General features: G+C 69.6%; 26 protein-coding genes. 2 read left to right on the top strand and 24 right to left on the bottom strand.

What is annotated here, in order from left to right; genetic code table 11:
- Positions 1 to 9: 9 nt before the first annotated feature.
- From OERS_RS11090 to OERS_RS11120, 8 genes are all read right to left on the bottom strand, one after another.
- Positions 10 to 966, bottom strand: a complete 957-nt coding sequence (locus tag OERS_RS11090; RefSeq protein WP_068625800.1) for a hypothetical protein — start codon at positions 964 to 966, stop codon at positions 10 to 12.
- Positions 963 to 1724 (bottom strand): hypothetical protein, encoded by a 762-nt coding sequence (locus OERS_RS11095; RefSeq protein ID WP_139107791.1) that lies wholly within the window; start codon positions 1722 to 1724, stop codon positions 963 to 965. Before OERS_RS11095 ends, OERS_RS11090 begins: the two co-directional genes overlap by 4 nt.
- A 327-nt stretch (positions 1725 to 2051) precedes the next feature.
- Positions 2052 to 2846: a hypothetical protein gene (locus OERS_RS11100; protein WP_139107792.1), complete on the bottom strand. Its 795-nt coding sequence runs from the start codon at positions 2844 to 2846 to the stop codon at positions 2052 to 2054.
- Positions 2847 to 2851: 5 nt separating this feature from the next.
- A complete protein-coding gene (locus OERS_RS11105; RefSeq protein WP_068625803.1) occupies positions 2852 to 5755 on the bottom strand; it encodes a phage tail tape measure protein in 2904 nt (967 codons plus the stop codon).
- Positions 5752 to 5901: a hypothetical protein gene (locus OERS_RS21530; protein ID WP_169834214.1), complete on the bottom strand. Its 150-nt coding sequence runs from the start codon at positions 5899 to 5901 to the stop codon at positions 5752 to 5754. The genes OERS_RS11105 and OERS_RS21530 overlap by 4 nt, the downstream gene beginning before the upstream one ends.
- A 74-nt stretch (positions 5902 to 5975) precedes the next feature.
- Positions 5976 to 6470, bottom strand: coding sequence for a DUF7426 family protein (locus OERS_RS11110; RefSeq protein ID WP_068625804.1), 495 nt, complete (start codon positions 6468 to 6470; stop codon positions 5976 to 5978).
- On the bottom strand, positions 6467 to 7258 hold the full coding sequence (locus tag OERS_RS11115) for a phage tail tube protein (protein ID WP_068625805.1): 792 nt from the start codon (positions 7256 to 7258) through the stop codon (positions 6467 to 6469). The genes OERS_RS11110 and OERS_RS11115 overlap by 4 nt, the downstream gene beginning before the upstream one ends.
- The gene (locus tag OERS_RS11120) at positions 7255 to 7677 is read right to left on the bottom strand and encodes a minor capsid protein (protein ID WP_068625806.1); all 423 of its coding nucleotides are present in this window, start codon (positions 7675 to 7677) and stop codon (positions 7255 to 7257) included. Before OERS_RS11120 ends, OERS_RS11115 begins: the two co-directional genes overlap by 4 nt.
- A gap of 23 nt (positions 7678 to 7700) precedes the next feature.
- Between OERS_RS11120 and OERS_RS11125 the strand changes: the two genes are divergently transcribed.
- On the top strand, positions 7701 to 7952 hold the full coding sequence (locus OERS_RS11125; protein ID WP_139107793.1) for a hypothetical protein: 252 nt from the start codon (positions 7701 to 7703) through the stop codon (positions 7950 to 7952).
- Here OERS_RS11125 and OERS_RS11130 read toward each other — a convergent pair.
- From OERS_RS11130 to OERS_RS11190, 13 genes are all read right to left on the bottom strand, one after another.
- Positions 7949 to 8278: an HK97 gp10 family phage protein gene (locus OERS_RS11130; protein ID WP_068625808.1), complete on the bottom strand. Its 330-nt coding sequence runs from the start codon at positions 8276 to 8278 to the stop codon at positions 7949 to 7951. The two genes, OERS_RS11125 and OERS_RS11130, sit on opposite strands and share 4 nt — an antisense overlap.
- On the bottom strand, positions 8275 to 8601 hold the full coding sequence (locus tag OERS_RS11135) for a hypothetical protein (protein WP_068625809.1): 327 nt from the start codon (positions 8599 to 8601) through the stop codon (positions 8275 to 8277). Before OERS_RS11135 ends, OERS_RS11130 begins: the two co-directional genes overlap by 4 nt.
- Complete coding sequence (locus tag OERS_RS11140) at positions 8601 to 9005, bottom strand: Gp19/Gp15/Gp42 family protein (protein ID WP_068625810.1); 405 nt, start codon at positions 9003 to 9005, stop codon at positions 8601 to 8603. Before OERS_RS11140 ends, OERS_RS11135 begins: the two co-directional genes overlap by 1 nt.
- 14 nt (positions 9006 to 9019) lie before the next feature.
- A complete protein-coding gene (locus tag OERS_RS11145) occupies positions 9020 to 9346 on the bottom strand; it encodes a hypothetical protein (protein ID WP_068625811.1) in 327 nt (108 codons plus the stop codon).
- A 12-nt stretch (positions 9347 to 9358) separates the two neighbouring features.
- Positions 9359 to 10180 (bottom strand): P22 phage major capsid protein family protein, encoded by an 822-nt coding sequence (locus OERS_RS11150; RefSeq protein ID WP_068625812.1) that lies wholly within the window; start codon positions 10178 to 10180, stop codon positions 9359 to 9361.
- A 19-nt stretch (positions 10181 to 10199) separates the two neighbouring features.
- Positions 10200 to 10760 carry a hypothetical protein gene (locus OERS_RS11155; protein WP_068625813.1) on the bottom strand — a complete coding sequence of 187 codons (561 nt, stop codon included), beginning with the start codon at positions 10758 to 10760 and terminating at the stop codon, positions 10200 to 10202.
- An 86-nt stretch (positions 10761 to 10846) separates the two neighbouring features.
- Positions 10847 to 11614: a VG15 protein gene (locus tag OERS_RS11160; RefSeq protein ID WP_068625814.1), complete on the bottom strand. Its 768-nt coding sequence runs from the start codon at positions 11612 to 11614 to the stop codon at positions 10847 to 10849.
- A 3-nt stretch (positions 11615 to 11617) separates the two neighbouring features.
- Positions 11618 to 13276 (bottom strand): phage portal protein, encoded by a 1659-nt coding sequence (locus OERS_RS11165; RefSeq protein WP_068625815.1) that lies wholly within the window; start codon positions 13274 to 13276, stop codon positions 11618 to 11620.
- Entirely contained in the window at positions 13273 to 14715 is a 1443-nt protein-coding gene (locus OERS_RS11170) for a hypothetical protein (protein ID WP_068625816.1), read from the bottom strand. The genes OERS_RS11165 and OERS_RS11170 overlap by 4 nt, the downstream gene beginning before the upstream one ends.
- Positions 14712 to 14936, bottom strand: a complete 225-nt coding sequence (locus OERS_RS11175) for a hypothetical protein (protein ID WP_068625817.1) — start codon at positions 14934 to 14936, stop codon at positions 14712 to 14714. The genes OERS_RS11170 and OERS_RS11175 overlap by 4 nt, the downstream gene beginning before the upstream one ends.
- Before the next feature lies 1 nt (position 14937).
- Positions 14938 to 15336 (bottom strand): hypothetical protein, encoded by a 399-nt coding sequence (locus tag OERS_RS11180; protein WP_068625818.1) that lies wholly within the window; start codon positions 15334 to 15336, stop codon positions 14938 to 14940.
- 123 nt (positions 15337 to 15459) lie between these two features.
- Positions 15460 to 16206, bottom strand: a complete 747-nt coding sequence (locus OERS_RS11185; RefSeq protein WP_068625819.1) for an HNH endonuclease — start codon at positions 16204 to 16206, stop codon at positions 15460 to 15462.
- Positions 16207 to 16675: 469 nt separating this feature from the next.
- Positions 16676 to 17524, bottom strand: coding sequence for a hypothetical protein (locus OERS_RS11190; protein ID WP_139107795.1), 849 nt, complete (start codon positions 17522 to 17524; stop codon positions 16676 to 16678).
- Between the two features lie 910 nt (positions 17525 to 18434).
- Between OERS_RS11190 and OERS_RS11195 the strand changes: the two genes are divergently transcribed.
- On the top strand, positions 18435 to 19055 hold the full coding sequence (locus OERS_RS11195; RefSeq protein ID WP_068625821.1) for a hypothetical protein: 621 nt from the start codon (positions 18435 to 18437) through the stop codon (positions 19053 to 19055).
- On the opposite strand, the gene OERS_RS11200 is transcribed toward OERS_RS11195, so the two are convergent.
- The 3 genes from OERS_RS11200 to OERS_RS11210 are packed head-to-tail and all read right to left on the bottom strand — an operon-like array spanning position 18982 to position 20623.
- Complete coding sequence (locus tag OERS_RS11200) at positions 18982 to 19596, bottom strand: hypothetical protein (protein ID WP_068625822.1); 615 nt, start codon at positions 19594 to 19596, stop codon at positions 18982 to 18984. The genes OERS_RS11195 and OERS_RS11200 overlap by 74 nt on opposite strands.
- Positions 19593 to 20030, bottom strand: a complete 438-nt coding sequence (locus tag OERS_RS11205; protein ID WP_068625823.1) for a hypothetical protein — start codon at positions 20028 to 20030, stop codon at positions 19593 to 19595. Before OERS_RS11205 ends, OERS_RS11200 begins: the two co-directional genes overlap by 4 nt.
- Positions 20027 to 20623 carry a hypothetical protein gene (locus OERS_RS11210; RefSeq protein ID WP_068625824.1) on the bottom strand — a complete coding sequence of 199 codons (597 nt, stop codon included), beginning with the start codon at positions 20621 to 20623 and terminating at the stop codon, positions 20027 to 20029. The genes OERS_RS11205 and OERS_RS11210 overlap by 4 nt, the downstream gene beginning before the upstream one ends.
- Positions 20624 to 20827 lie beyond the last annotated feature (204 nt).

The following is a 20827-nucleotide window of genomic DNA, read 5'->3' on the forward strand; positions in this document are numbered from 1 at the left end:
GGGCGCCTCCTAGGCGGGTCGGGTGTAGGTCGCGATCAGGGCCATGCCGTCGCCGCTGCCGGCGACGGCCCAGTACTGGGGGCCGATCAGCGCGAGGGCCTTGATGGCGCCGGTGCGCATGCCCTCGCGGGTGGCGGCGGCGAGGTCGGTCCAGCCGTCGCCGGTCGCGGTCGCACCGGTCGACGTCGGGGCGCCGCCGGGCCGGGTGCCGTGCGGGGAGCCTTGGACGGTCGCGGGGCCCGACGCCCCGGCGAGGCCCACACCGCGGAGCATGACCTGGATACGGTCGATGCTGATCGCGCCGAGGTTGGCGAGCTGGTCGCCGTAGGTCGCGAGCCCGGTCATGGGCCCGGACCCGAATCCGTTGCCCTGGTAGAGGGTGGAGCGGCCGCCGTACCGGTCGACGTTCCACCGGTCCCATGCGCCCGCCGAGGCGCGCCAGGACCCGGACCACTGGGGCCCGATGGTCTGGGTGACCTGGACGGTGCCGCTGCCGCCGGGCGGGGTGCCGCCACCGCCGCTGGGAGGCGGGGCGACCGGGGACGGGCCCAGGACCAGGACGGGCTCGCCCCAGTCAGACAGTGAGACCCACACTGAGGCGGGCAGGGTCCCGTAGGCCCCGGCCAGGTACGGCAGGGAGTAGGACGCGCCTGCCCAGGTCACGGTGGCGACCGTGCCGGCGGTCGCGGTCATCGTGGCCGGGACGACGGTGTCGAGCGGGTCGAGGGGGCCCAAGACGAGTTCGGGCCGTCCAGTGATGGGATTGAGCAGGACGCGGGCTAGGCCGCCTCCCTGAGCGGTGCTGCGCCGGTAGCGTCCCGGCTGAGCGGGCAGGATCAACGCCGCGCCCCCAGGCAGGCCGACCTGTACGACCCGCGCCGCTGCGTCGACCGCGTACACAGGGCCGGTCACGGTGAGGGCGTCGTCGGGTCGCTTGGGCGCGAATGCGAGGTCGAGGTCACTCACGTACTCACCCCCACGTCCACACGCATGTCGCCGTCGTCGACGGTCAGGGGCAGGTCGTACCCGGTGACCCACCCCCACGTGCGTTCACCGTCGCGCAGGACCTCGACCGGGTCGTCGAGGTCGACGCGTGGGTCGGGGGCGCACATGACGGGAATCGAGGATGCCGGCAGGATCGAGGAGGCGAGCATGGTGTGAGCGGAGGCCAGGGCTTGGGCGTCCGTGGCGATCAGCGGTGAGGACCAGTGCCGGGTCACGGCCCCGTACTCGCCCGTGACGGACATGGGCCCGGTGGTCTGGGACGCGACGGCCTGGATGTCTGCGGCGCCCGCGGCGGACGAGCGGGCCACGATCTGGTTGCAGGCGCCGTCTCTGGTGTCCGAGCGACCCGCAGAGGCCAGCGTCCCGCGCGCCCCGTCACGCAGTGACAGGACCGGGATCGGCACCGCGGGCAGCGGGCGGCGAAACCGCACCTGCCCCCACTCGTCGGTGCGCAGCAGTGCCGGCCACGCGTCCGCGATCTCCCGCAGCGCCGCGAGTCGGTCCTCCGACCAAGCCATGCCGGCCGGGCACGGCCGGTCGACCAGGACGGGGTCGAACCCGGCACTCATCCCGGGCGGCAGCAGGCGCCGGGCCTCGGACATGAGCGTCGCCCCGGTCCCAGGCTGCGTCGGGGACGTGAGCTTGGCGTCCTCCACCCGGCGCAGACGCCCGGCCGCAGTGACCTGGATCGCGCCATCGTCGCCGTCATCCCAGTCCACGATGAGGAACCTGCCGACGCGGGTCTCGTACTCACGGCCCGTAGCGCTCGAGGTGACAACGATCGAGAGCTGCAACTCCTGCCCGTACCGCGCGAGCGGGTGATCCGCCAGTGCCCCAGGCCGCCAGTCGCGACCGTCGTACCGTGGAACAGCGAACGTCAGGCGCTCGGGGATGTCCTGGTCGGACCGCGCGACGGCCCGCCCTTGGGTGACTGGGACATCCGCGGCGAGCAGACGCCCGCCCAGCCAGGACGAGACGACCGGGCGCCACCCACACACTCCCGACAGGACTTCATCTGGTGCACCAGCTCGCATCCCTGCTTCCTCTCACGGGAGCAACTGACCCCAGTCGTAGGTGTTGAACTGAAGGTTCGTGGACCCTGCGAACAGGGCGTTGAAGCCCGCGTTCGTCCGGGCGGCCATCGCGGCGTTGAAGTCAGCGTTGGTCCAGGCCGCGAGCACGGCCGACGGCTCGGGATCGTCCACGAACAAGAAGGAGATGACCCAACGTCGCGAGTCCCCGTACTCACGGACCGTGGCCAGCGAGTAGGGCGCCCGCTGCGGCAGCGCCAGGTCGACAGCCCGCTCGAGCGGCGCCGTACCGTCCGTGCGCACCACAATCGGGAGCCCGGACAGCAACAGGTCACGTAGCGCCGCAGTCGCCGCACCGGTCGTGGTCACCTCCAGCGCGCCGGACCCGTACCCGGCGGGAGCAACCCGGGCCGGCGGACGAGACCGACCGGGCACCGTTGTTGCGTGGGAGCGCAGGTCCAGTTCGCGGGGGTCGTCGTTGTCGTGCAGTCGTACCGGCGCCACGATCTGCCCGTCCAGTGACTGCAGCACGACTCGGCCGGGGTGGGCGATCGTGACGGGGGCGGCGGTGTGTGTCACGCCTGCGACTGTCGCCCGGTACGTCACTGAGCGATTCAGTGCGGACCGGTTGTCGACGCGCACCGTCTGTCCACTGTCGGCGACACCGATGCCCCCGGGCACCGGCCACACCGATGCCCCGGCGTCCGCAGTGCCTTCGATCACGAACCTCGTCCCGGCAGGGATTCCAGTCAGTACGAGCTGCACCGGCTGCGGGGTTCCTGCCGAGACGAGGGTCGCGGTCAGCGTCACTGCCATCAGGTGCCTCCCCACGAACGGAACGTGCGTACCGCGCCCACCGAGACCTGTCGAGACCCGGCCAGGATGTAGTCGCCGAGCAAGCGAATGTCCTCCGGTGCCAGGCGCGCCACGAGCGGGCCGGACTGGGCTGCCGGGGAAGCCGAAGCGGGCGCCCCGGCCAGGCCCCCATCGGCGCGTCGCGTCGTGGGCATCTGGAATCCGAGGCGACGCCCGGCCTCTTCCCAGATCCGGAGGTTCCGGTTCCGCATGGACGGCTTGCCAGAGATGTACGCCTCCCAGATCGTGGAGTCCTCAGCCCATAGGACGTTCGCCCCTCCACGTTGGATCTGAGGCACCCGAGGGACGCCCGCGCCCGCACCAGTCATGCCACCCGACGCGAACGCCTTGAGCCCGTTGCCCTGTTCCGACAGCGACCCGTCCTCCGAGATGCGCGAGTTGACGCCAACCCCGTTGAGCTGTTCTCCGCGCTGGTTCATCTGCATCGTGAAGGAAAACGTCTTGCCGTTGAGGGCGTGGACCTGCCGGGTGACGCCGTCGACCCGGTCCCACGCGTTACCTTCGGCGACGACCTCGATCGACCCGTCGGGCAGGTGCCGGACCTCGTAGGCCAGGCCGCCGACCTCGACCGTGACCGCGCCGGCGTTCGACGAGATCGCGGTGTCGACCTTGCTTGGCACGGCGCCGTAGGTGTCGATCAAGGCCCACGCCTGGTCCTCGGTGAGGCCCATCTGCGTGAGCTGGGCAAGGAGGGCCTGGCGGCCGAGCTCGTACTTCCCGGCGAGACTCTCCTGGGTCTCTCCGGCCCGAGCGCCGGCGGCGGCCTCCGCGTCGAGCGCGGCGACCGCGTTCTGCAACTGCCCTTCGAGCGCGGCGCCGGCGGTGACCGTCCCGTCCTGCGCGACCGAGAAGGCGTCGACTAGAGCCGTCGCTCCGTCAGCAGCGAAGCCGACCCCTTCCAGCGACTTGGCTGCGCGCAGCGAGGCGTCGTGGAACTCTGCCTGCAGAACCTGCGGGATTCCGAATTCGTTGAGCCTCTGCTGGGCGGGGTCGATCCCCTTCTCGATCAGGTTGGTGCGCATGGCGTCGGCGGCCGTCTCAGTCGCCGCGTCGAAGTCCTCCATGCCCTTGATCGAGGTGGCCGTGAAGTCGGCGAACGACTGCGCATCTTCGTCAGAGACGAGTCCGATACGGCCCATGCCCTGCACGATGCTATTGAGAACGCCCATGACTTCGGGACCCACGGTGGACACGAAGTCCCCGAATGCCTCCACGCCCGAGGCCCCAGCCTCGACGAGCGAACGACCGGCGTCGAGTGCGCCGTTGGCGACGTCGAGCAGGAACCCGACGACGGCGCCTCGGTTCTCCGACACGAACTCCGCGGCGTCGCCGAGAGGCTCGGAGAACGCAGCTGCGAGCGCTCCCTTGATGCCGTCGGCCGCGACCTCGATGTTGCGCTTTGCGGACTCCATCTTGGCGGCGTCGTTGTCGGAGAGGGTGTCGAACATGCGTTGCGCGGAGCCGGTGACGCCGTTGAGTTGGTCGACTGCGGTCGTGAGGTCCATGGCGAACAGGGCCTCTCCGAGGTCCTCGGCCTGAGTGCCGAAGAGTGCGATCGCGGCCGCGTTGCGGGCGACCGGGTCCTCGATCTCGCGGAGCTTGTCGAGCACGATGTCGAGGCCCTCGCGGGCCCCCTCGCCGCCGGCAGCGATCTTGGTCGTCATCTCCTCGGCGTTCAGGCCGAGGGTCTTGAACCCTTCGGCGCTGGCCTTGGACCCGTCGGTCGCCCGAATCTGGAACTCCTTGAGGGCGTCCGCGGCGAGGTCGCTGTTGCGGGCGCCGGCGCCGAGGCCCTGGTTGATGAGCCCGAGAGCTTCTGCACCGGTCAGGCCGAGGCGCTGGAAGAGAGAGGGGTACTCGGTGAAGGTGTCGAGCAGGTCCTCCTGGGCGTTGACGCCCTCGCGGGCGCCGGTCGCGAGCAGGTCGAACGCCTCGTCGGCGCTCTTGGCGAGGCCCGTCTTGAGCAGCTGCGTCACGGCCACCGAGACGGGGCGGACGTCCTCGTCGAGAACGTTCGCGATCCCAGCGAGGGACTCGATGACCTGCTGCGACTGGCGCACGGTCGCCCTAGGGTCGAGCAGGCCGCCCTGCAACGCGATCCGGGCCGTGTCCATATTTGACTCGATCGACTCGCCGAAGTTCCCGGCGTAGGCCTCACCGGCAGCGCGGCCAAACTTCGCAGCCTCGCCTTCGCTGATGCCGGTCAGGGCCTGCAGTCGGTCCTGGCGGACCTCGACCTGCAACCCATCCTGGATCGCGTCCGCCAGGGACTTGCCGGCCGCGACGCCAACACCGATGACGGCCCCGGCGATCGGGATCGTGGCAAGGGCCGCGACGATGCCGCTGGACAGTTTCGAGCCAGCCCGGCGTCCTCCCTCGGCCCCTGCGTCATCGGCGGTGTCCGCGATGTCGCCCAGGGCGCCCTCGGCCTGTGCGGTGTCGGCCTGGACGACCATCTCAGCGCGCAGGCCACGCATCTGCTCGAGCGAGGAGCGGGCCTTATCGAGGGAGGCCTCTGCCCGGGAGATGTCCGCAGTCACCTGCGGAGACGCGTCTGACTGTCGGAGCTCGTCGAGGCGCGCCTCGATGGTCGCGATGCTCTTCTCGCCCTTGTCGATCGAGGCGTCGATCTGGGCGACGGTCTTGGCCGACGCGATCGCCTTGGTCTTGACCTCGATACGGTCCATGCCCTCGGTCGCGCCCTTGACGTCGGCACCGACCTCGACCTCAACCGTCTTGTCAGCCAGCTGCTTGCGGCGGCTCTCGACCGCCTTCGCGCCCTTCTCGAAGTCGGCGACGACGGCGGTGAAGGCGGTCTCGAGTTCGGCTACGCGCACGGTCACGGCGTGCTCCTTTCGATCCGGTCGGCCAGGGCCGAGGGCCGGTGGAGCAGGGACAGGATCATGGTCCGGATGCCGGGCCATGGGCGGGCCAGGACGGCCGGGTCGTACAGGTCGATCCCGTACAAGTGCGCGAGGTCGCAGATCACCGCGTCCCAGTGCGGGATGATGTGCCACCACCCGACCCACGACCGGGGTGCGGGCTCCGTACTGGCTCCCGGTTTCAGGCCTGCGGGGATCCGGTAGTCGGGGTAGTACCCGTCTTCGTCTGGCTCGCCGACGCCGTACTGCGCCCACTCCTCGAGCGTCGTCGGCGGGGCGCTTTTGGGGCTGCTTCACCGGCCTGTTCGGGCCGCTCGCCCCACATGAGGTCGGCGAGCCAGTCCGCCTGTGCCTTGCCGCGTGCCCAGTAGTGCAGGGCGTAGTACGCGGCCCGGTCGATGTCGAGCGCGGGCAGCCCGTCGGCGACCATCTGCTCGTAGACGCCGGACCCGAGAGTGACCACGCCCAGAGGTTCGGTCGCGATCTCCTCGATGACTTCGGCGAGGCCGGTCGGCATCTCGCCGTGCACGAGCCCGATCGCAAGCTCGGCGCGGACGGCGAGCGCGGTGATCTGGCGTCCGCGCGCCACGCTGGGCGGGGCGACCGTGTAGGCGCGCCCGCCCAGCGTGAGGTCCACGCCCGGGGTCGCCCAGGCTGAGAAGTCGACGCTCGTCATGCGCCGCGGGTGTACGTGAACGGCGCGGACGACCCGGCGGGGCTCTTCACGACAACGTTCGCTGCACCAGCGGACCCGGTCGGCAGGCTCGCGACGATCACCGTCGGCGAGACGACCTCGTAGTCGGCCGCGTTCGCCGCGCCGAACTTCACGCCGTCCGCGCCCGTGACGGCGCTGAACCCGGTGCCCTTGATCGTGACGAGCTCGCCGGCCGCTGCGCCCGAGGGCAGGACGGACGTGACGACCGGTGTCGAGGGAGCCCATCCCGTGAACGGGTTGGCGATCTGGATCCGGCGCCCCTGCCCGGTCAGGGTAAAGGACCACGATCCGGTGTCGGCGTTGCCGGTGTTACCGCGATCGAAGGAGACCGAGCAGAAGCCCTCGTAGGCGTCGTTCGGGTTCGGGGCGCCCGAGGCGGGCTTGTCGTACCAGCGCACGTGCGCGATCGAGGCCGTGCCGATGGCGTCGGGCTCGGTGTACTTCTTGAGCGCCTCGATCTCCGGGGCGTAGAGGCCCGACGCGAGGCGGTTGACCAGCGCCGTGAAGGCGAGCGCCCAGGACTCGGAGGTCTTCTGGTCGTTCGGGGCGCCCAGGTCGTCGTAGGACTGCGCCGTGGCGGTGATCGGGGGAGCGGTCGGTGCGATCGCTGACGCGCGCCGCACGGGCTGCCAGTTGGGCTCGGTCGGGGTAGCGGCGCCGGCGTCGTAGTTGAGGTCGACGTCGAGTCCGTACTCGTAGGAGAAGCCGAGCGCGGCCCCTGCGGGCAGCGCGGTCGTGGGGGTGCTCATTGGGTTGCCTCCGGGTTGTCGTCAAGGATCACGAGGTAGTTGTCTGTCCGCTCCTGGCGGCTGTTCCCGTCCGCGCCGAGCCGGGCGGCCGAGGTTCGGGTGATGCGTGCAATGCCGCCGCGCGGGTACGTCCCGTGCAGCGCGCGGAAGACGGCCCCAGCGAGCACGTCGGCGCCGTCCGGTGTGCCGCGTGGGCCTCGGGAGCGAACCTGGAGGTAGCGCAGCGCGATGCCCGTCTCGATGTCGTCGACAGGCAGGTAGACCGCCACGGCTAGCGCGCGGTCCGGTGTGGCTCCGAGGGCGCCGTAGAAGATGCCGGTCTCCGCAGCCGTGTACGCGGGGCCCGCTGGGCGCCAGACCCCTACCCTGGCTGCCGCGAGACGTTCGCAGATCACCCTCGTCAGCACGTCGTCGTCCATCGCGCCTCCAGTACCGTGTGCTCATGAGTGACAACGCAGACATCCGGCCCACCGCTCGCCTCGTCGCCGCAGGCTGGGGCGCGATCGCGGTCGGCGTCGCCACGCTCGTTGCGGTGTGGTTCCTTGGCTTCGGGAAGGAGCCGGGGTACTGGACTGACGCTGCCGCGCCGATCGCTTGGGTCGTGCTCCTGGCGGGAATCGGACTGCTCGTGTGGGCGGCGGTGCGTCGGGCGCGGAACCGCGAGCTCGTCCAGCGCCGCCAGCTGGAGCGCTAGCCTCCGAGTGCGGCGCGCACGCGCGCGGCAATGATCTGCTCGAGCTGGCCAATCGACTCGATCGCGGCCGACTCGAGGAACTTCGCCTGCCCGTCGTCGTGCTGCAGGTCGAGCGTCTCGTGCTGATAGACCGCGTACTCCAGGCTGGTTCCGACCGTTGCCTCCAGTGCGCCCGCGGATGCGGGGTCGACGTCGAGGGACTCGCGCAGGTCCCCGGTCTCGCCGACCGGTGCGCGTGAACGGGCGACATCGCGCACGAGCGTCGCGGCGGCGTTGAGCCCTTCGGCCGCGGCGGCACGCAGGGCCGCGGTGGGGTCGCCACTCATGTCAGCCGCAGCGTCTGGTAGGCCGGCAGGGTCGGGTGCGCAGCACGGCCGGAGGCAATGACGGTCGCCTCGCGCTCGGCGAGCCCGGGCCAGATGGTGACGAGCGACCCGGGCGGGGCGCTGACCGAGAACGAGAGGTGGATCGTGGTGGAGGAGACCACCTCGGACCCTGACGCGTCGCGCACGAGCTGGACCTCGTCGAGCACGAACGCGGGGACGGTGACCGGGTCGGCGTAGGCCTGGCCCATGCCGTCCGACCCGACCAGGGCCCGGATGGTGACTTCGTGCGGGGTGCACCAGTCGGGCAGGTCGTTGGCGTCCATCACGGCACCTGACGGGCGCCGGCCCACATGTCGATGCCGCCCGCGCGTTGGCGCAGGAAGCCGAGGTCGATCTTGTCCTGCTTGGCCAGGTAGACGTCGCCGCCGGGGTTCGCGTAGGTGCGGGCCTGGTTGAACGGCCCCCAGGTTGCGGAGTCCTGGGTGACCGGCGGGCCTGGCGTCGCCGAGCCGGGGAGTGCTCGCTTGACCATGCGTCGCGTGACGCGCACGACGGTCCCGGTCGGTGTCGTCAGGTCCGAGAGGATGCCGCGCCGGTCCGCGTCGAGGATCGCCTGAGAGGCTTCCAAGAGCAGGCCGGGGAGCGCGTCGGCCTCCGTGGAGGTGAGGGGCCGCCCCAGCCAGGTCGTGAACTCTTCGCTGGTGACGAACGGTGGTGTGAGCGCCATGGCGGCCCCTCCTCTCACTCGCCCTGGGCCGTGGAGGCGACCAGGGTCTTGATGTCCTCGCGGGTGGCGTCTTCGGGGACCTCGAAGCCGAGGGCCTCGGCGTGCGCGACCCACTTCTCACGCGCGGCGTTGCCGTGCGGGGCGGCCGGGGAGGGTGAAGTGTCGCCATCCTCGGGGTCGCCCTGCTCGGGGTCCCCCTCGAGTTCGCCCTCGCCGTCCTCGGGGGTCTCGCGGGGGTCGTGGTCGTAGGACTCGAACCCGTTCCGGTCCGCGTACCGCTCGACCAGGTCCTCGTCGTCGAGCTCGAAGACGTTGCCGTTGGTGGCCTTGATCCAGGTCATGGCGTTCTCCTCTCAGGCCGAGATGTAGGTCTGGACGGCGGTGGCGCGCAGCACCTTGGACCCGTAGACGTGCAGGCCGTCGACCTGGTCGCCGAAGGCGTCGGTCACGGTCTGCGCGCGGGTCTTGACGATCTGGTCGGCGTAGCCCACCGAGCGGCCGTGGTAGCCGATCGCGGCGGGCTTGTCGGCGTTCGCGAGCGCGGACGCCTGGCTCTCCAGGAGGGTGAAGCCGAGCACGTCGTTGGCGAGCACGCCGCGGCGCAGCTCGTCGTCGGTGCCGGCCTCGTTCGCCTTGATGAGGTGCGAGCCGGGCCCGAACAGCAGCGAAGCGAACTCGGCGTTGAGCGCGGCCGAGCGCCCGGTAGTGGGGATCTTGGCCTTGTTCAGGACCTTGCGGAGCCGCACGAGCACTGCCCACGCGCCGGCGAAGTCGGTGATCGCTGCGGTGCCACCACCGGCGGTGCCGCTGGCGAGCATCTCGCTGATGACGAAGTTCTCGGCCACATCCGCCAGGCCAGCGGCGGCGTCGGCCTGCACGGCGTCGAAGTTGCCGGCGGCCTGGACCTTGTCGACGTCGTCGACGAGGAAGGCGAAGTACTTCTGCTGGTCGATCAGGAGCTCCTGGCCGGCGTCGGTCAGGCCCTCGCGGGTGATCGATCCGGCGTAGGTCTTGATCGTGGGCTGGGTGAAGGAGGTGATCTTCACCTTCTCGCCGCCGTTGACGATGTCGCCCTCGTAGTCGGTGTTCAGGGTCGGGACGACGACCTGCGCGTTGTGCAGGTTCTCGAGGATCCCGGCGTGCCAGATTGCCGGGATGTAGTTGTTGACGGCCATGGGGTGGCCCCTTTCTGGGTCAGGAGATCCCGAGCAGGCGGTTGAGGCGGCCAGCGCGGCGTGCCTCGTTGATCTGCGCAGGCGTCATGGATGCGAGGTCGGTCTGTGCGAGCTGGGTGACGCGGTCGCCCGGGTTGCCGGTCCCCTCGGTGGGGACCTGCGGCCCGCGTTCGGCCGGGGGAGTGGTGATGAGCGGCTTGAGGACCTCGGCGTGGGCCTGGATGTCCTCGAGCGTGGAGCCGGACAGGGCGGTGGCGGGGACGCCGGTCGCTGCGGCGACCTCGGCCTTCCACTTGGTGACCTGCTCACGGTCCTTGAACTTCGCGACCTCGGCCTCGGCCGCGAGCGCGCGGTCGTTGGCCTTCTGGATGTCGGTCTTCTGCGCCTCGGTGAGCTTGTCGAACTCGCCCGCCTTGGTCTTGAGGTCGTCGTAGTCCGCGAACTTCGCGCGCTCGCGCGAGAGGCGGTCCGCGATGATGCGGTTGAACTCGTCCTGGCTTGCGGGGGGCGTGAAGGTCACGCCCTGTCCGCCCTGGTCGTTCGGTCCAGGCTGCTCGACCGTCTGCTGCTCGTTGCTCATCGTTGGTTCCTTCCGTAGGCCCGTCGGCATCTGTTCCGGCCCGTTTCCCCTGGCCGTTCGGGTAGTCCCACCGGACGGTGGGAAGGTCAGTCGGCGTGCTCGTCCTGTGCGTGGTCGGACTCGCCGGGGTACTTGTGCTCGAGCCAGGCGGCGACCTGGGCTCGATGCCGCTCACGCTCGCGCGGGTTCATGCGCGCGGTGTTGCGGGACGCGACGTAGGTCGAGACGTCGACCTCTGGGGCGTCGTGGTCGAAGACGGGAAACGCCACGCAGTTGCACACCGGGGCGTGCGAGGCGAAGCGGGCCGTGGCTTCCTTGTAGACCGCGCCGCGCGAGGCCAGCGCCCGGCAGAACCGGCACGCACCGGGTCGGGCGCGGCGCCCCCACCCGGCCGCACCTGAGCCGCGCAGGCGCGTGTTCTGCACGATCGTGCGCCGACCGGTCTGCAGGACCTCGCGCGCCGCGGCCTTCGACACGACCTCCAGCGCCTTCTCCGGTGTCGGGCTCGTCAGGTAGCGGTCGGTGGCGTACAGCAGCCCGGACTCCACGACGGCCAGGTCCGGCGGTGCGGTCGTCGCGACGAACGACCGGGCGGTGGATGTGGCGACCCGGCGGACCAGGCCCTCGTCGAGCGCGTCGTAGTACAGCGACTCGAACCAGTCGGCCGCCACGGTCGCCGCAATGTCGCCGTAGCGCTGCACCAGCAGCGGCACGTAGTTCAGCAGCGCGGTACGCACCCGATCCGGGCGGGCCAGGTCAAGGTAGGACCAGAACTGCGCAAGGTCCGCCTCAACCTGGCCCGTGAGCTCGATGCCCGCCGCCCGATAGGTCGCGATCTGGGCGTCTGTGGCCACGGGTCACTTCTCCTCGAGGCCCGCGGCCTCCGACTCGGGCATGCGGAGCGAGACCGGCATGGCCCCGGTGAACTTGAGCCCCTCAAGCCCGAGACGCGAGGATGCGTCGTCCTGGTCGACTCCGGCGCGAGTAGCGACTCCGATCGCTTCGAACTTCTTCTTGAGCGTCTCCACGTCGTCGGCGGCCGCAGGCGTCGGTGCTGCCTCCTGAGCGGGCGCCGAGAGCACCTCCGCGGCCGCGGCTGCGCTCTGACCTCGCGCAGACGCGAGGATCGCCGTCAGGTTGGCGCGTGATGCCTCCCGCGCCCACTGGGCCCGCATGCTCTCGATCTCCTCGGGGGTGTACCCCATGCGGGAGAGCTCGACGTCGGTCTCGGCCAGGCGAGGCACGGCCTGGACGCGTGCGAGCGATGCTTGGGCACGGGAGACCTCTGACGGCGCGGACCACGAGCCCCACACCGATCGCAGGCTTCGCGCCTCAGCCAGGGCCGCGGGGGAGTCGGTCGACATCGCGACCGCGCGCAGCATCAGGCGTCGCCACGCGGGACCGAGCGCCGACTTCTGCCAGTGCTCGATCTCCATGCCGAGGTCTTCGTTGCGCGCGCGGATCGCGTCGGCCGACTCGGGGTTGTCCTGGATGATGCCGAGCGAGCCTGCTGGCAGCGACGTCTCGCCCGTGTACATCATCGCGAGCGAGCGCTGCTGCTCGATGTTCGGCTGCATGGTCTGCTGGGCGAACTGACCGACCTGCGGAAGGTTGCCGTCCTCGTCGCGCGAGAGCGTCAGAAGCCGTCCCAGCATCACGGTCCATGCGGGGATCGGGTTCCCGTCCTTGTCCTCGAACGCGTCATCCTCGGCGCCAAGGGCATACCGCTGGGGTGCGTTGTAGAACTCTGCGCCGACCTCGGTGCGCAGCATCGTGCGGACCATGGCGTCGGTCAGGTACATGACCGCGCGGGTGATTCGCGAGCGACCGAAGGGGCGCTCCAGGCTCGCGCGGAAGGGCAGCAGCTCAACGGGCACGCCCATCGTGTGGTCGATGGTCTCGACGTCGTACAGGCCCGGGCGCACCATGCGCATGACCTCGACGCGGTTGGGCGTGTAGAGGTTCATCAGGGTCGGCTGCCCGGTCTTGGCGTCGACGTCGATGATCGACAGGCCATTGCCGAGGCAGCGGCGGCGCCGGTCCCAGTCGCCGGTGGCGTTCTCCGCGGACTGAGCGGTGATCAGGGCCCCGGGCTCGCTTGCCGCCTGGTCGCCCTGGGTGACGAACCCGAACGCGCACGAGTGCATCAAGGCAGACGTGTGAGCCGCAGGCGCTTCGGCGTCGAGCCGGTTGTCCTCCCAGATCTGACCGACCAGCGACTTGACCTCCTGGCCCCCCTGGGTCGTGTCGAAACCCTCGAGGACCGTGCGCCGCGACATCGCATCGACGGCCTTGGCCGGCCATCCGGCGACGACCTCGACACTGCGCAGCGAAGGCGGGATCGAGATCCCCAAGTCCTTGAGTACGTTCAGCCCGTCGTAGTACCGGCGGCGCAGCTCGTTGCGGTGGCGCTTGCCGTTGACCTTCTCGACCAGGTGGCGCACGAGGCCCACGTGATCCGGGTCGAGCCCAGCAAAGACGGCCGAGGAGATCGCAACGGGCTTGCTGCGCGTCATGCCATCACCCGTCCCTTCGTCTTGCGCCCAGGGCGCCGCTTGCTCGTCATGGCCGCCCAGTAGGCGTAGGTCACTGCTTCCAGGGGCGTCACGTCGTGCCCGCCCAAGGGCTTCCAGCCCCACCCACCGTTGGTCCCGATCGGACGCTTGCCCGCGTGCGCGACTGCGACCGCGAGGATGGGTTGCGCCCAGTGCGTCATCGAGGTCGCCTCGACGGCGTTGAGCAGCATCGAGTGCGCGGTGATCGCCTGGTCTGTGGTCGGCGCCCAGATCACACGTTCGGGCACCTTCTGCGCCCGCAGGGCCTCGATCAGCGTGCCGGCGTGCGACTTGCCTTCGACGACGATCTGCGCGGCGTTCATGTGTCGGGCCTCGAGCCAGTCCACGAGCCACCCGATGCCGCCCGCGGTGCTGCGCGCGTCGATCACCTCGACGTGCGCCTTGCCCGACTCGGGGCGCAGGCACACCGCCAGTGAGACGCGCGCACCGTCCGGGGAGAACTTCACCGCGTAGGACACACGCCCCTGGGCGGGCGGGTTCGCCACGGCGAGCGGCCTCCAGGACGCCTCGACGTCGATCAGGCCGAGCACGGCGTCCGAGTCCCAGCGCCCGAGCCGCTCGCGAGCAAACCCCGCGGGGGACATCGCGGCGAGCTCGTCCACGATCACCGACGCCTGCAGGCGGATACCCAGGCTCGGGTTCGTCTGAGCCCACAGCGCCTTGTCGGTGATGTTGACGTTGCCCTCGACGGACCACTCATGCCACGACAAGCGCTTGTCTCGCCCGGCCACGCCCTGCCCGCGCATGCGGGTGAAGACCTCGCCCGGGCTGTTCGGCCCGGGCGGCGTGCCGGTGAAGATCTGCTGCGGGTCGCCCGAGGGCGCGGAGGAGATCGTCGGGAGCAGCGCCTCGAGCTGCTCGTCGGTGAGTTCCTGTGCCTCGTCGCAGACCAGGTCGTCCACGGTGAACCCGCGGCCCGACCCGCGCGAACGAGCGACGAACTCGACCGAGCCGCCGTTGTTCAAGACGATGGCTTCCTGGCCGTTCGTCTTGCGGATCTCCACGACCATCGCCGCGAGCTCGGGGTACTTGCGCTTGTTCTGGAAGAACGACGCCAGACGAAGGAACGCCTTGCGCGCCGTCTTGATCTCGTGCGCGGTGTGCAGGATCTTGCGGCCCTCGACTACGAGCTTGAACAGTTCGACGGCCTCGAGAACCCCGTTCTTGCCGTTCTGCCGCGGCACCGACAGCCCGCACCGGCCCGCCGCCAACTTCCCGTCAGGCTTGCGCCCGAGCCAGGAGACGATCACCAGGGACTGCCAGGGGTCCGGCGTCAGCCCGTAGGACGTCGCCAGGAAGCACGCCTCGTCGCCATCGGACCACTTCGCCTTCGGCTCCAGCCGGATGCGCGGCGCCTGGCAGCCGAGGAGTGCACTCATGTCAGCAGCGCCGGCGCGACCGTCCGCCAGATCCGGTCACGGACCTCCTGCGGAAGACGCAATGCACCACGCGTCCACACGACCGAGTCGGCCAGGCAGCCACGCACGCCGTCCATGCTCCGAGGAGTCACGATCACCGAGTGCTGCGGGGCATGATGCTCGGTCCACTCCCGCCCGTCACGCACGTTGGCGGCGATCACCACGACCACAGGAGCCGACATCTCAAGAACCTCCTGCGCGCTGCTTCTCTCGCCGCTCACGCAGCTCGTCGAGCGGGGACTTGGTCGGGGTCTGCTCGGGCTCCGTGGTGGCGCCCTTGCCAACACCCAGGGTCATGAGCACCTGTCGCAGGGCGTTGATCTGCTGGCGGGACTCACCGAGGACGTTGTCGAACTTCACCTCGACGGTGATCTCGTCGCCGCCCTCAAAGGCATGCGGAATCCGGAAGCGCATCAGCTCGAGCACGCCCTTGCCAGCGATGATCCGATCGAGCTCGTCGAGACGATCCGCGACCCGGGCCGCCTCCTCGGCAAGCACCAGACGCGCCTCCTCGGTGACCCCCTCGGTCAGGGCGTCGTAGAGCCGCTGACCACGGGCCCCGAACCTCGCCTCGTCGGCCATCTCGACCCCCGTCCCGGAATTTTCGAACCGCTCGGGGGGATATCGCAAAACCCCTGGGCTGCGCCGTCCCCTTGCCAGGGGAGGGGGTGGTGCCCCCTGTGGCTCGAGTCGCGCGGGTCGGGTTCACCACGCGCGGCTGGTCGCGATGGGCCCGGCCCCCAGGACGGTGGGCTGAGTGTTGCCGTTCCCGTTCCCTGTGGTCTGCCAGATGGTGGGCCAGTCGGGGAAGTCAGGCACGGCATCGTCGCGGTCGTACTGCTTGAGCCAGGTGTCGACGCCTCGGGTTGCGCCTGCGGTGTCGTGCCGTCCACGCCCAGCGATGCGGGCGCGGAGCTCGTCACGGGGGGCGGTCAGCAGGTAGACGTGGGTTGCTCCGGTCAGGCGTGCGGCTGCGGCGCGTGCGCTGCTGGTGGCGCCGGATCGGATGACGACGGCTTGTCCGTCGGGTCGGTGTGCGAGCTGGGAGATGGCGGCGCGGAAGTGGGCTTCGCCTTGCCAGTGCGGGTCGTCGCGGTCGTAGACCTCGAGGCCGGATGCGCGGGCTGCAGTGGTCTTCCCGGATCCGGGTGGGCCGCAGAGGATGACGACGACGCGAGGGGCCGGTCGTCGTTCGCGGGAGCGGCGCTTCTTGTTGCAGTCGGAACAAAGCACGCGGGAGTTCTCGAACGTGTCGTGCCCGCCGTCTTCGGCGGGCACGATGTGGTCGACCTCGACAAGGTCGGGTCGGTAGGTGCTGGGCGTGCGCTTGGTGTCGTAGTCGAGGAGGCGTTCACAGTCCGGGCAGTGGGTGATGCCCTCTTCCTGGGCGACCTTGCGGCGTCGTCGGACGATGCCCTTCCACTTCGCTGTGCCGGTGCGTGAGGTCGCCATGTTCGACCTCCTACGTGGTGCCCTGACGGGTCGGGTCGCTCGCCGTGCTGAGCCTGTGGTTGGCCACGGGGTTCCGGCGACGCCGTCAGGGAGTGTGCGGGTCATCAGCGCCCGGATTCGAACCAGGGTTGCCGTGGTCGGGGCCACTGCCTTTCGGCTTCGCACTCGCGGTGCAGGGACTCGAACCCTCGACGTCACGGAGCCTTCGGCCGCTGGACTACTGCTGATGACCGGTCTGGGGTACGCATCGACGACGGGCTGACGTGCCCCAGCCCGCACAGGCCCAGGCGTATGCTCGCGCACTTGCCGCCTGCCGTGGCGTCGTCGGGCCCGCGGGCGAGTGCGGGCATGCGAAAGGCCCCGTGGCGAACCTCGGGGCCTTGTCTGCTGATGGGCGAAACCCACCTAAACACAGGTTAGGTGGACAGAACGTCGACTGCAAGGTGACTAGAGGTCCCGACGGTGAGCGTCATGCCGCCACCTGCTTGCGCCTGGGGCGCTCGGCGAGGTCGAGCGCGTCGGCGAGCCGGTACAGCCCGTCGACGACTTCCTCGAGCTTCTCGCGCTGCACCCACTTGAAGACGGTGCCGGGCTTGACCTCGTGCCCGACGATCTTGAGTGCGCGCACGATCTCGGCGGGCGTCATGAGCCGGTCCTCGAGCGCGTCACGGACGTAGGCCTGCTGCTCGTCGTGCGTGAACTCGGTGCCGCACTCTCGGCAGGTCCCGCCGTCGCGCCCCTCGCGCAGGTAGAGCTCGCCCGAGCACCCCGCGCCGTCGGCCCCGCGGGCTCTGCAGGGTCCGACGTAGGTCGGGGGAGCGGGCCGTTCAAGCGTCGTGCGGACTCGTTCGCGGAAGTCGTGTGCCTCGTCGCAGAAGTCGAGGGCTTCGCGCTCGTCCTGCGTGAAGTGGCCGTACCTCTCGGCGACTTGTGCGAGCAAGGCGGGCATGGCGGACGTCGTGATGGGGTCGCGCCGATCGGGGCAGTCCCACGAGCTTGGTGCGGGCGGGGTGGGCTGGCCGGCCTTGGTGGCTTCAGACGCCACGGCGAGCCAGGTCTCCACGCATTGTCCGTCGCAGCCGTGCTCGGGCGGGACCTCGTCGAGCAGGACCGCGGCGTAGAACCTCGCCTGATCCTCGATCTCGCGCATGAGGTCCGAGACCGCGACGTCGATGGGGAGCGGCGCCTCGTTCGATCCGGACGGCATCCCGGTCAGCGCGTTGCCGCCACCGCCGTGCAGTCGGGCTTGGAGTCGGGGCCAACGTTCGACGATCCACAGGAGATCGGTTCGTGCGTTCAGAGCGGTCTGTGAGTCCATGCCGGCTCGCCTTCCGGTGGGCGGACTACGGTACGGCGTCGGGGACGAGGGCTCAAGGCGGCCCCACGACGAGGCCGGGGCGTCGCGGGAGCTCCGCTTTTCCTAGGGAAAACACCACCTGAGATCGTGGATGAAACAACAGGCCCTCGTACTGTCTCGTCCTGTCCAGTTCGGTCTCGTTCTGCCTCATTCGGTCGCCCAGCGGGTCGATCGCCGTCACAGTAGATTCATCGCTGGACGGCGAGGTGCAGCACACAGTAGGGTTTCATTGTCACCTCGTGAACCGGTCGGGTCTGCGAAACACAATGACTTTCCCCGACCGGGGAGAGGCCCTCGTGCTCCGAGGGCACGTACTACGGAACGAGGTGATCGTCATGGCTGAGCGCATGCGCAGGCTTCGGCGAAGCAAGGCGGCTGACCCCCCGAGAGTGGGTCGAGCCGAGATCGCGCTGCGGGTCTTTGACCTGTGTGTACGCGCGATCCCGGCTCTGGTGCAGCTGGTAGTGCTGCTGCTAGACGTCCTGTAGGGCGTCTGGCCAGTCGAGCGGGTCACGGTGTAGGGCCGTGGCCCGCTCTGCTGTGTTATGGCTCGATCGTAGTCGTAGTTGCGAAGCGCTCGCAAGATGTTCGCGCAGGTTATTTCACTGGATCGTTGAACTTGTTATTGCGCCTAGGAGGTTTTGCGGATCCGTCGCAAGACTCCTTAGAGCAATATGGCTCTTCGAGATGTTGGAAGTTCGAGCTCTTCACAGTTTCGAGGATGTGCGAAGTGTTGCGTGTGACAGATGTAGCGGTCTGGCGTTATGTGCGCCTGGACTGTTACGCAGATCTGCTGTTACAACTTGCTGTCTTGATCTTGCGCGCCGCGGGTGTCGCTAAGCGCGTCGGTGGTCACCGCTAGGCTCCGGCCATGACTTGGCTCACAGAGTGGTGGAACTCGATCGACTGGGGCGCGGAGTACTGGGCGGCGGTCGGTGGGCTCTCCGCCGCGATCACCGGCCTCGTCGCGATCTGGGCGCTACTGCATGCCGCGCGGGACAGCCGCGATCGGTCCCGACCGGTCATGGTCGCCGAGTACCGCATCCCGCCGTACAGCACCTTCGCCCTCTTGTTCGTGATCCGGAACGCCGGTGCGTCCGTCGCCCGCGATGTCACGGTGTCCTTCGATCCGGAACTCGGCACGCCGACCGCCGGTCAGAAGATCCGCCCTTACCTCGTTGAGCGGTATGCCGAGCCGATCCCGGTCCTGGCGCCCGGTCAGGAGCTCTCGAACTCGGTCCACGTCGACGAGAAGGACCAGGACGAGACTGACCTGCCGTTCGAGGTCACGGTACGGATCCGGTACCGACGATCACGGTGGCGCTGGTACCAGGACGACTACCTCCTCAAGAGCGCGGTCTACACCAAGCACACGTGGCAAGAGTCGAGCACGTCGCCCGACGGTCGCCTCAAGTCGATCAAGGAAGCGCTTGAGGGCAGCCGTCGAGCCCTCGAGACGATCGCGCGGAAGGTGCCTGGCGAGGAGGACTGACCCTCTCGTCCTCGGTGACGATGTGGACGGGGTAGGTGGGGAGGCCGAGGCGACCGTGGTAGGTCGCGGCGGCGGGCATCGCGCCGTCGTCGCTCTCCTCGGGGTAGGAGATGACGAACGCGTCGCCGTCCTCGTCCCAGGTGACGATCCACGGGCGGTCGTAGGCGTCGCGGATCAGGACCGACGCGAGGCCTGCGTCCTCCATGGCGACGGTCAGGTGCTCCTCGAAGTCCGCGGGGGTCGCGAACGTGGCGGCGCGGTGCGTCTTGACCGCGTCCAGGATGCGACCGAGCTCCTCGTCGGACGGCTCGTCCTCCTCCGCGTTGGCGGCCGCCTCGAGGCGCACGGGGTTGGCGATGCTGATGGTGAACGAGGTGACGGTGGCGCCGTCGGTGGTCTGCCAGACATCGCGGCCGTGGGTCTGGGCGTTGCCGACCTTGAGCGCGAGGACGGTGCGGTTGTGGGCGGCGGTGCAGTGGAGTGCGGTGCCGACGGGCAGGTCCTCGACCCACTCGGTCGACACGGACTGGACGATGGTCACGGGTGCTCCTTGATCGGGAGTCCGGCGGCTTGCCGGACGAGGTTGGCGCCGCCGGTGTAGGCGGCAGGGATCGGCGCGGGTGCCGGGGTGGGGGTGTGGTCGTCGGCTGCGAGCTCGTCGGCCCTGCAGGCGCCGCAGTGCCAGGCGGGGGAGGACGTGTGCCCGGGCTTGGGGCAGCGCGCGTAGTTCGCCGGCGCGGCGTCGAGGGGGCGGGCTGCGGACCAGTGGGCCCCGTCGTGTCCGATGACCGCGGGAGTGCGGTTCGTGGGCTCGACGGCGGCTTTGATCGCTGCGATGCAGAGCTGCTCGGCGGTGCCCTTCTTGCGGGCGTCGTAGAGGGCTTTGCGGACGCCGGCCACGTCCCAGTCGGGGCGCAGTGTCGCGACGAGCGCAGCGAGTGCGCGGGCCTGGTCGTGGACGATCTCGGTCATCATCGGCCCGTCGCCATCTCGCGCGTTACGGAAGCGACGATTGATGATGAAGGTGATTCATCCCGGACAAGACCGAGGTGAGACGACCGCTCTCCCTCTCCTGTCTCTGTCTCCTGTCTCTTGTCTATCTCTGCGATTCGTGAAGGATCGGTGGGCGAGTCGCTGGAGCGATCGATAGAGCGATCGGTGGTGCGATCCTCGACGCAGAGCGGGCAGTCCTCGCTGAACCGGCCCTTCTTCACGTGCCAGCGCTCGTGATTCCCCGAGATTCCGCCGGTCTTGCGGGCTGCCTTCGCCTCGGTGATCTCGCCGGAGAGCATGTTCCACTTCCCGAACGAGCGGATCTGCCACCCGTCCTCGACGGTCTCCCACAGGCCGACTCGGACGAGCGCAGCGACGCTCTTGGGGACCGCGCGGAGCCCGACCGCGACCGCGTCGAGGTCGAAGTCGCCGATGAAGCCGTCCGTTCCGGATCCCTTCGCGAACGCGAGAGCGCGGATGAACAGCAACTCGGCGTCCGGCCCGGCGCGCCGGATCGCACGGTCACGGGGGTAGTTCACGTCGAGCGGCACGAACTGACCCGGGATGCGCGCCATCAGCCCTCCTCGGGTGGTGGTGGGGTGGGGTTCGCGAGCTCGAACTGGCGGTCGAGAACACTGCGCTTGAGTGCGACCCGATCGCAGGGGTGACAGGCGAAGTAGACGCCGGTGTAGTGCCGCCCGTGAGTCGATCCGTACGGCTTCGGCGTGGGCTCTCCGCAGAGCTCGCAGACCGGGATAGGACCCGCGTGGTCAGGACAG

Origin of the sequence: Oerskovia enterophila (assembly GCF_001692445.1) — a bacterium.
Taxonomy (GTDB): Bacteria; Actinomycetota; Actinomycetes; order Actinomycetales; family Cellulomonadaceae; genus Oerskovia; species Oerskovia enterophila.

Excerpts from the sequence above, each read along its gene's own strand:
- OERS_RS11110 (WP_068625804.1), bottom strand. The coding sequence starts at position 6,470 with ATGACGAGCGTCGACTTCTCAGCCTGGGCGACCCCGGGCGTGGACCTC.
- OERS_RS11115 (WP_068625805.1), bottom strand. The coding sequence starts at position 7,258 with ATGAGCACCCCCACGACCGCGCTGCCCGCAGGGGCCGCGCTCGGCTTC.
- OERS_RS11120 (WP_068625806.1), bottom strand. The coding sequence starts at position 7,677 with ATGGACGACGACGTGCTGACGAGGGTGATCTGCGAACGTCTCGCGGCA.
- OERS_RS11125 (WP_139107793.1), top strand. The coding sequence starts at position 7,701 with ATGAGTGACAACGCAGACATCCGGCCCACCGCTCGCCTCGTCGCCGCA.
- OERS_RS11130 (WP_068625808.1), bottom strand. The coding sequence starts at position 8,278 with ATGAGTGGCGACCCCACCGCGGCCCTGCGTGCCGCCGCGGCCGAAGGG.
- OERS_RS11135 (WP_068625809.1), bottom strand. The coding sequence starts at position 8,601 with ATGGACGCCAACGACCTGCCCGACTGGTGCACCCCGCACGAAGTCACC.
- OERS_RS11140 (WP_068625810.1), bottom strand. The coding sequence starts at position 9,005 with ATGGCGCTCACACCACCGTTCGTCACCAGCGAAGAGTTCACGACCTGG.
- OERS_RS11145 (WP_068625811.1), bottom strand. The coding sequence starts at position 9,346 with ATGACCTGGATCAAGGCCACCAACGGCAACGTCTTCGAGCTCGACGAC.
- OERS_RS11150 (WP_068625812.1), bottom strand. The coding sequence starts at position 10,180 with ATGGCCGTCAACAACTACATCCCGGCAATCTGGCACGCCGGGATCCTC.
- OERS_RS11155 (WP_068625813.1), bottom strand. The coding sequence starts at position 10,760 with ATGAGCAACGAGCAGCAGACGGTCGAGCAGCCTGGACCGAACGACCAG.
- OERS_RS11165 (WP_068625815.1), bottom strand. The coding sequence starts at position 13,276 with ATGACGCGCAGCAAGCCCGTTGCGATCTCCTCGGCCGTCTTTGCTGGG.
- OERS_RS11170 (WP_068625816.1), bottom strand. The coding sequence starts at position 14,715 with ATGAGTGCACTCCTCGGCTGCCAGGCGCCGCGCATCCGGCTGGAGCCG.
- OERS_RS11175 (WP_068625817.1), bottom strand. The coding sequence starts at position 14,936 with ATGTCGGCTCCTGTGGTCGTGGTGATCGCCGCCAACGTGCGTGACGGG.
- OERS_RS11180 (WP_068625818.1), bottom strand. The coding sequence starts at position 15,336 with ATGGCCGACGAGGCGAGGTTCGGGGCCCGTGGTCAGCGGCTCTACGAC.
- OERS_RS11185 (WP_068625819.1), bottom strand. The coding sequence starts at position 16,206 with ATGGCGACCTCACGCACCGGCACAGCGAAGTGGAAGGGCATCGTCCGA.
- OERS_RS11190 (WP_139107795.1), bottom strand. The coding sequence starts at position 17,524 with ATGGACTCACAGACCGCTCTGAACGCACGAACCGATCTCCTGTGGATC.
- OERS_RS11195 (WP_068625821.1), top strand. The coding sequence starts at position 18,435 with ATGACTTGGCTCACAGAGTGGTGGAACTCGATCGACTGGGGCGCGGAG.
- OERS_RS11205 (WP_068625823.1), bottom strand. The coding sequence starts at position 20,030 with ATGATGACCGAGATCGTCCACGACCAGGCCCGCGCACTCGCTGCGCTC.
- OERS_RS11210 (WP_068625824.1), bottom strand. The coding sequence starts at position 20,623 with ATGGCGCGCATCCCGGGTCAGTTCGTGCCGCTCGACGTGAACTACCCC.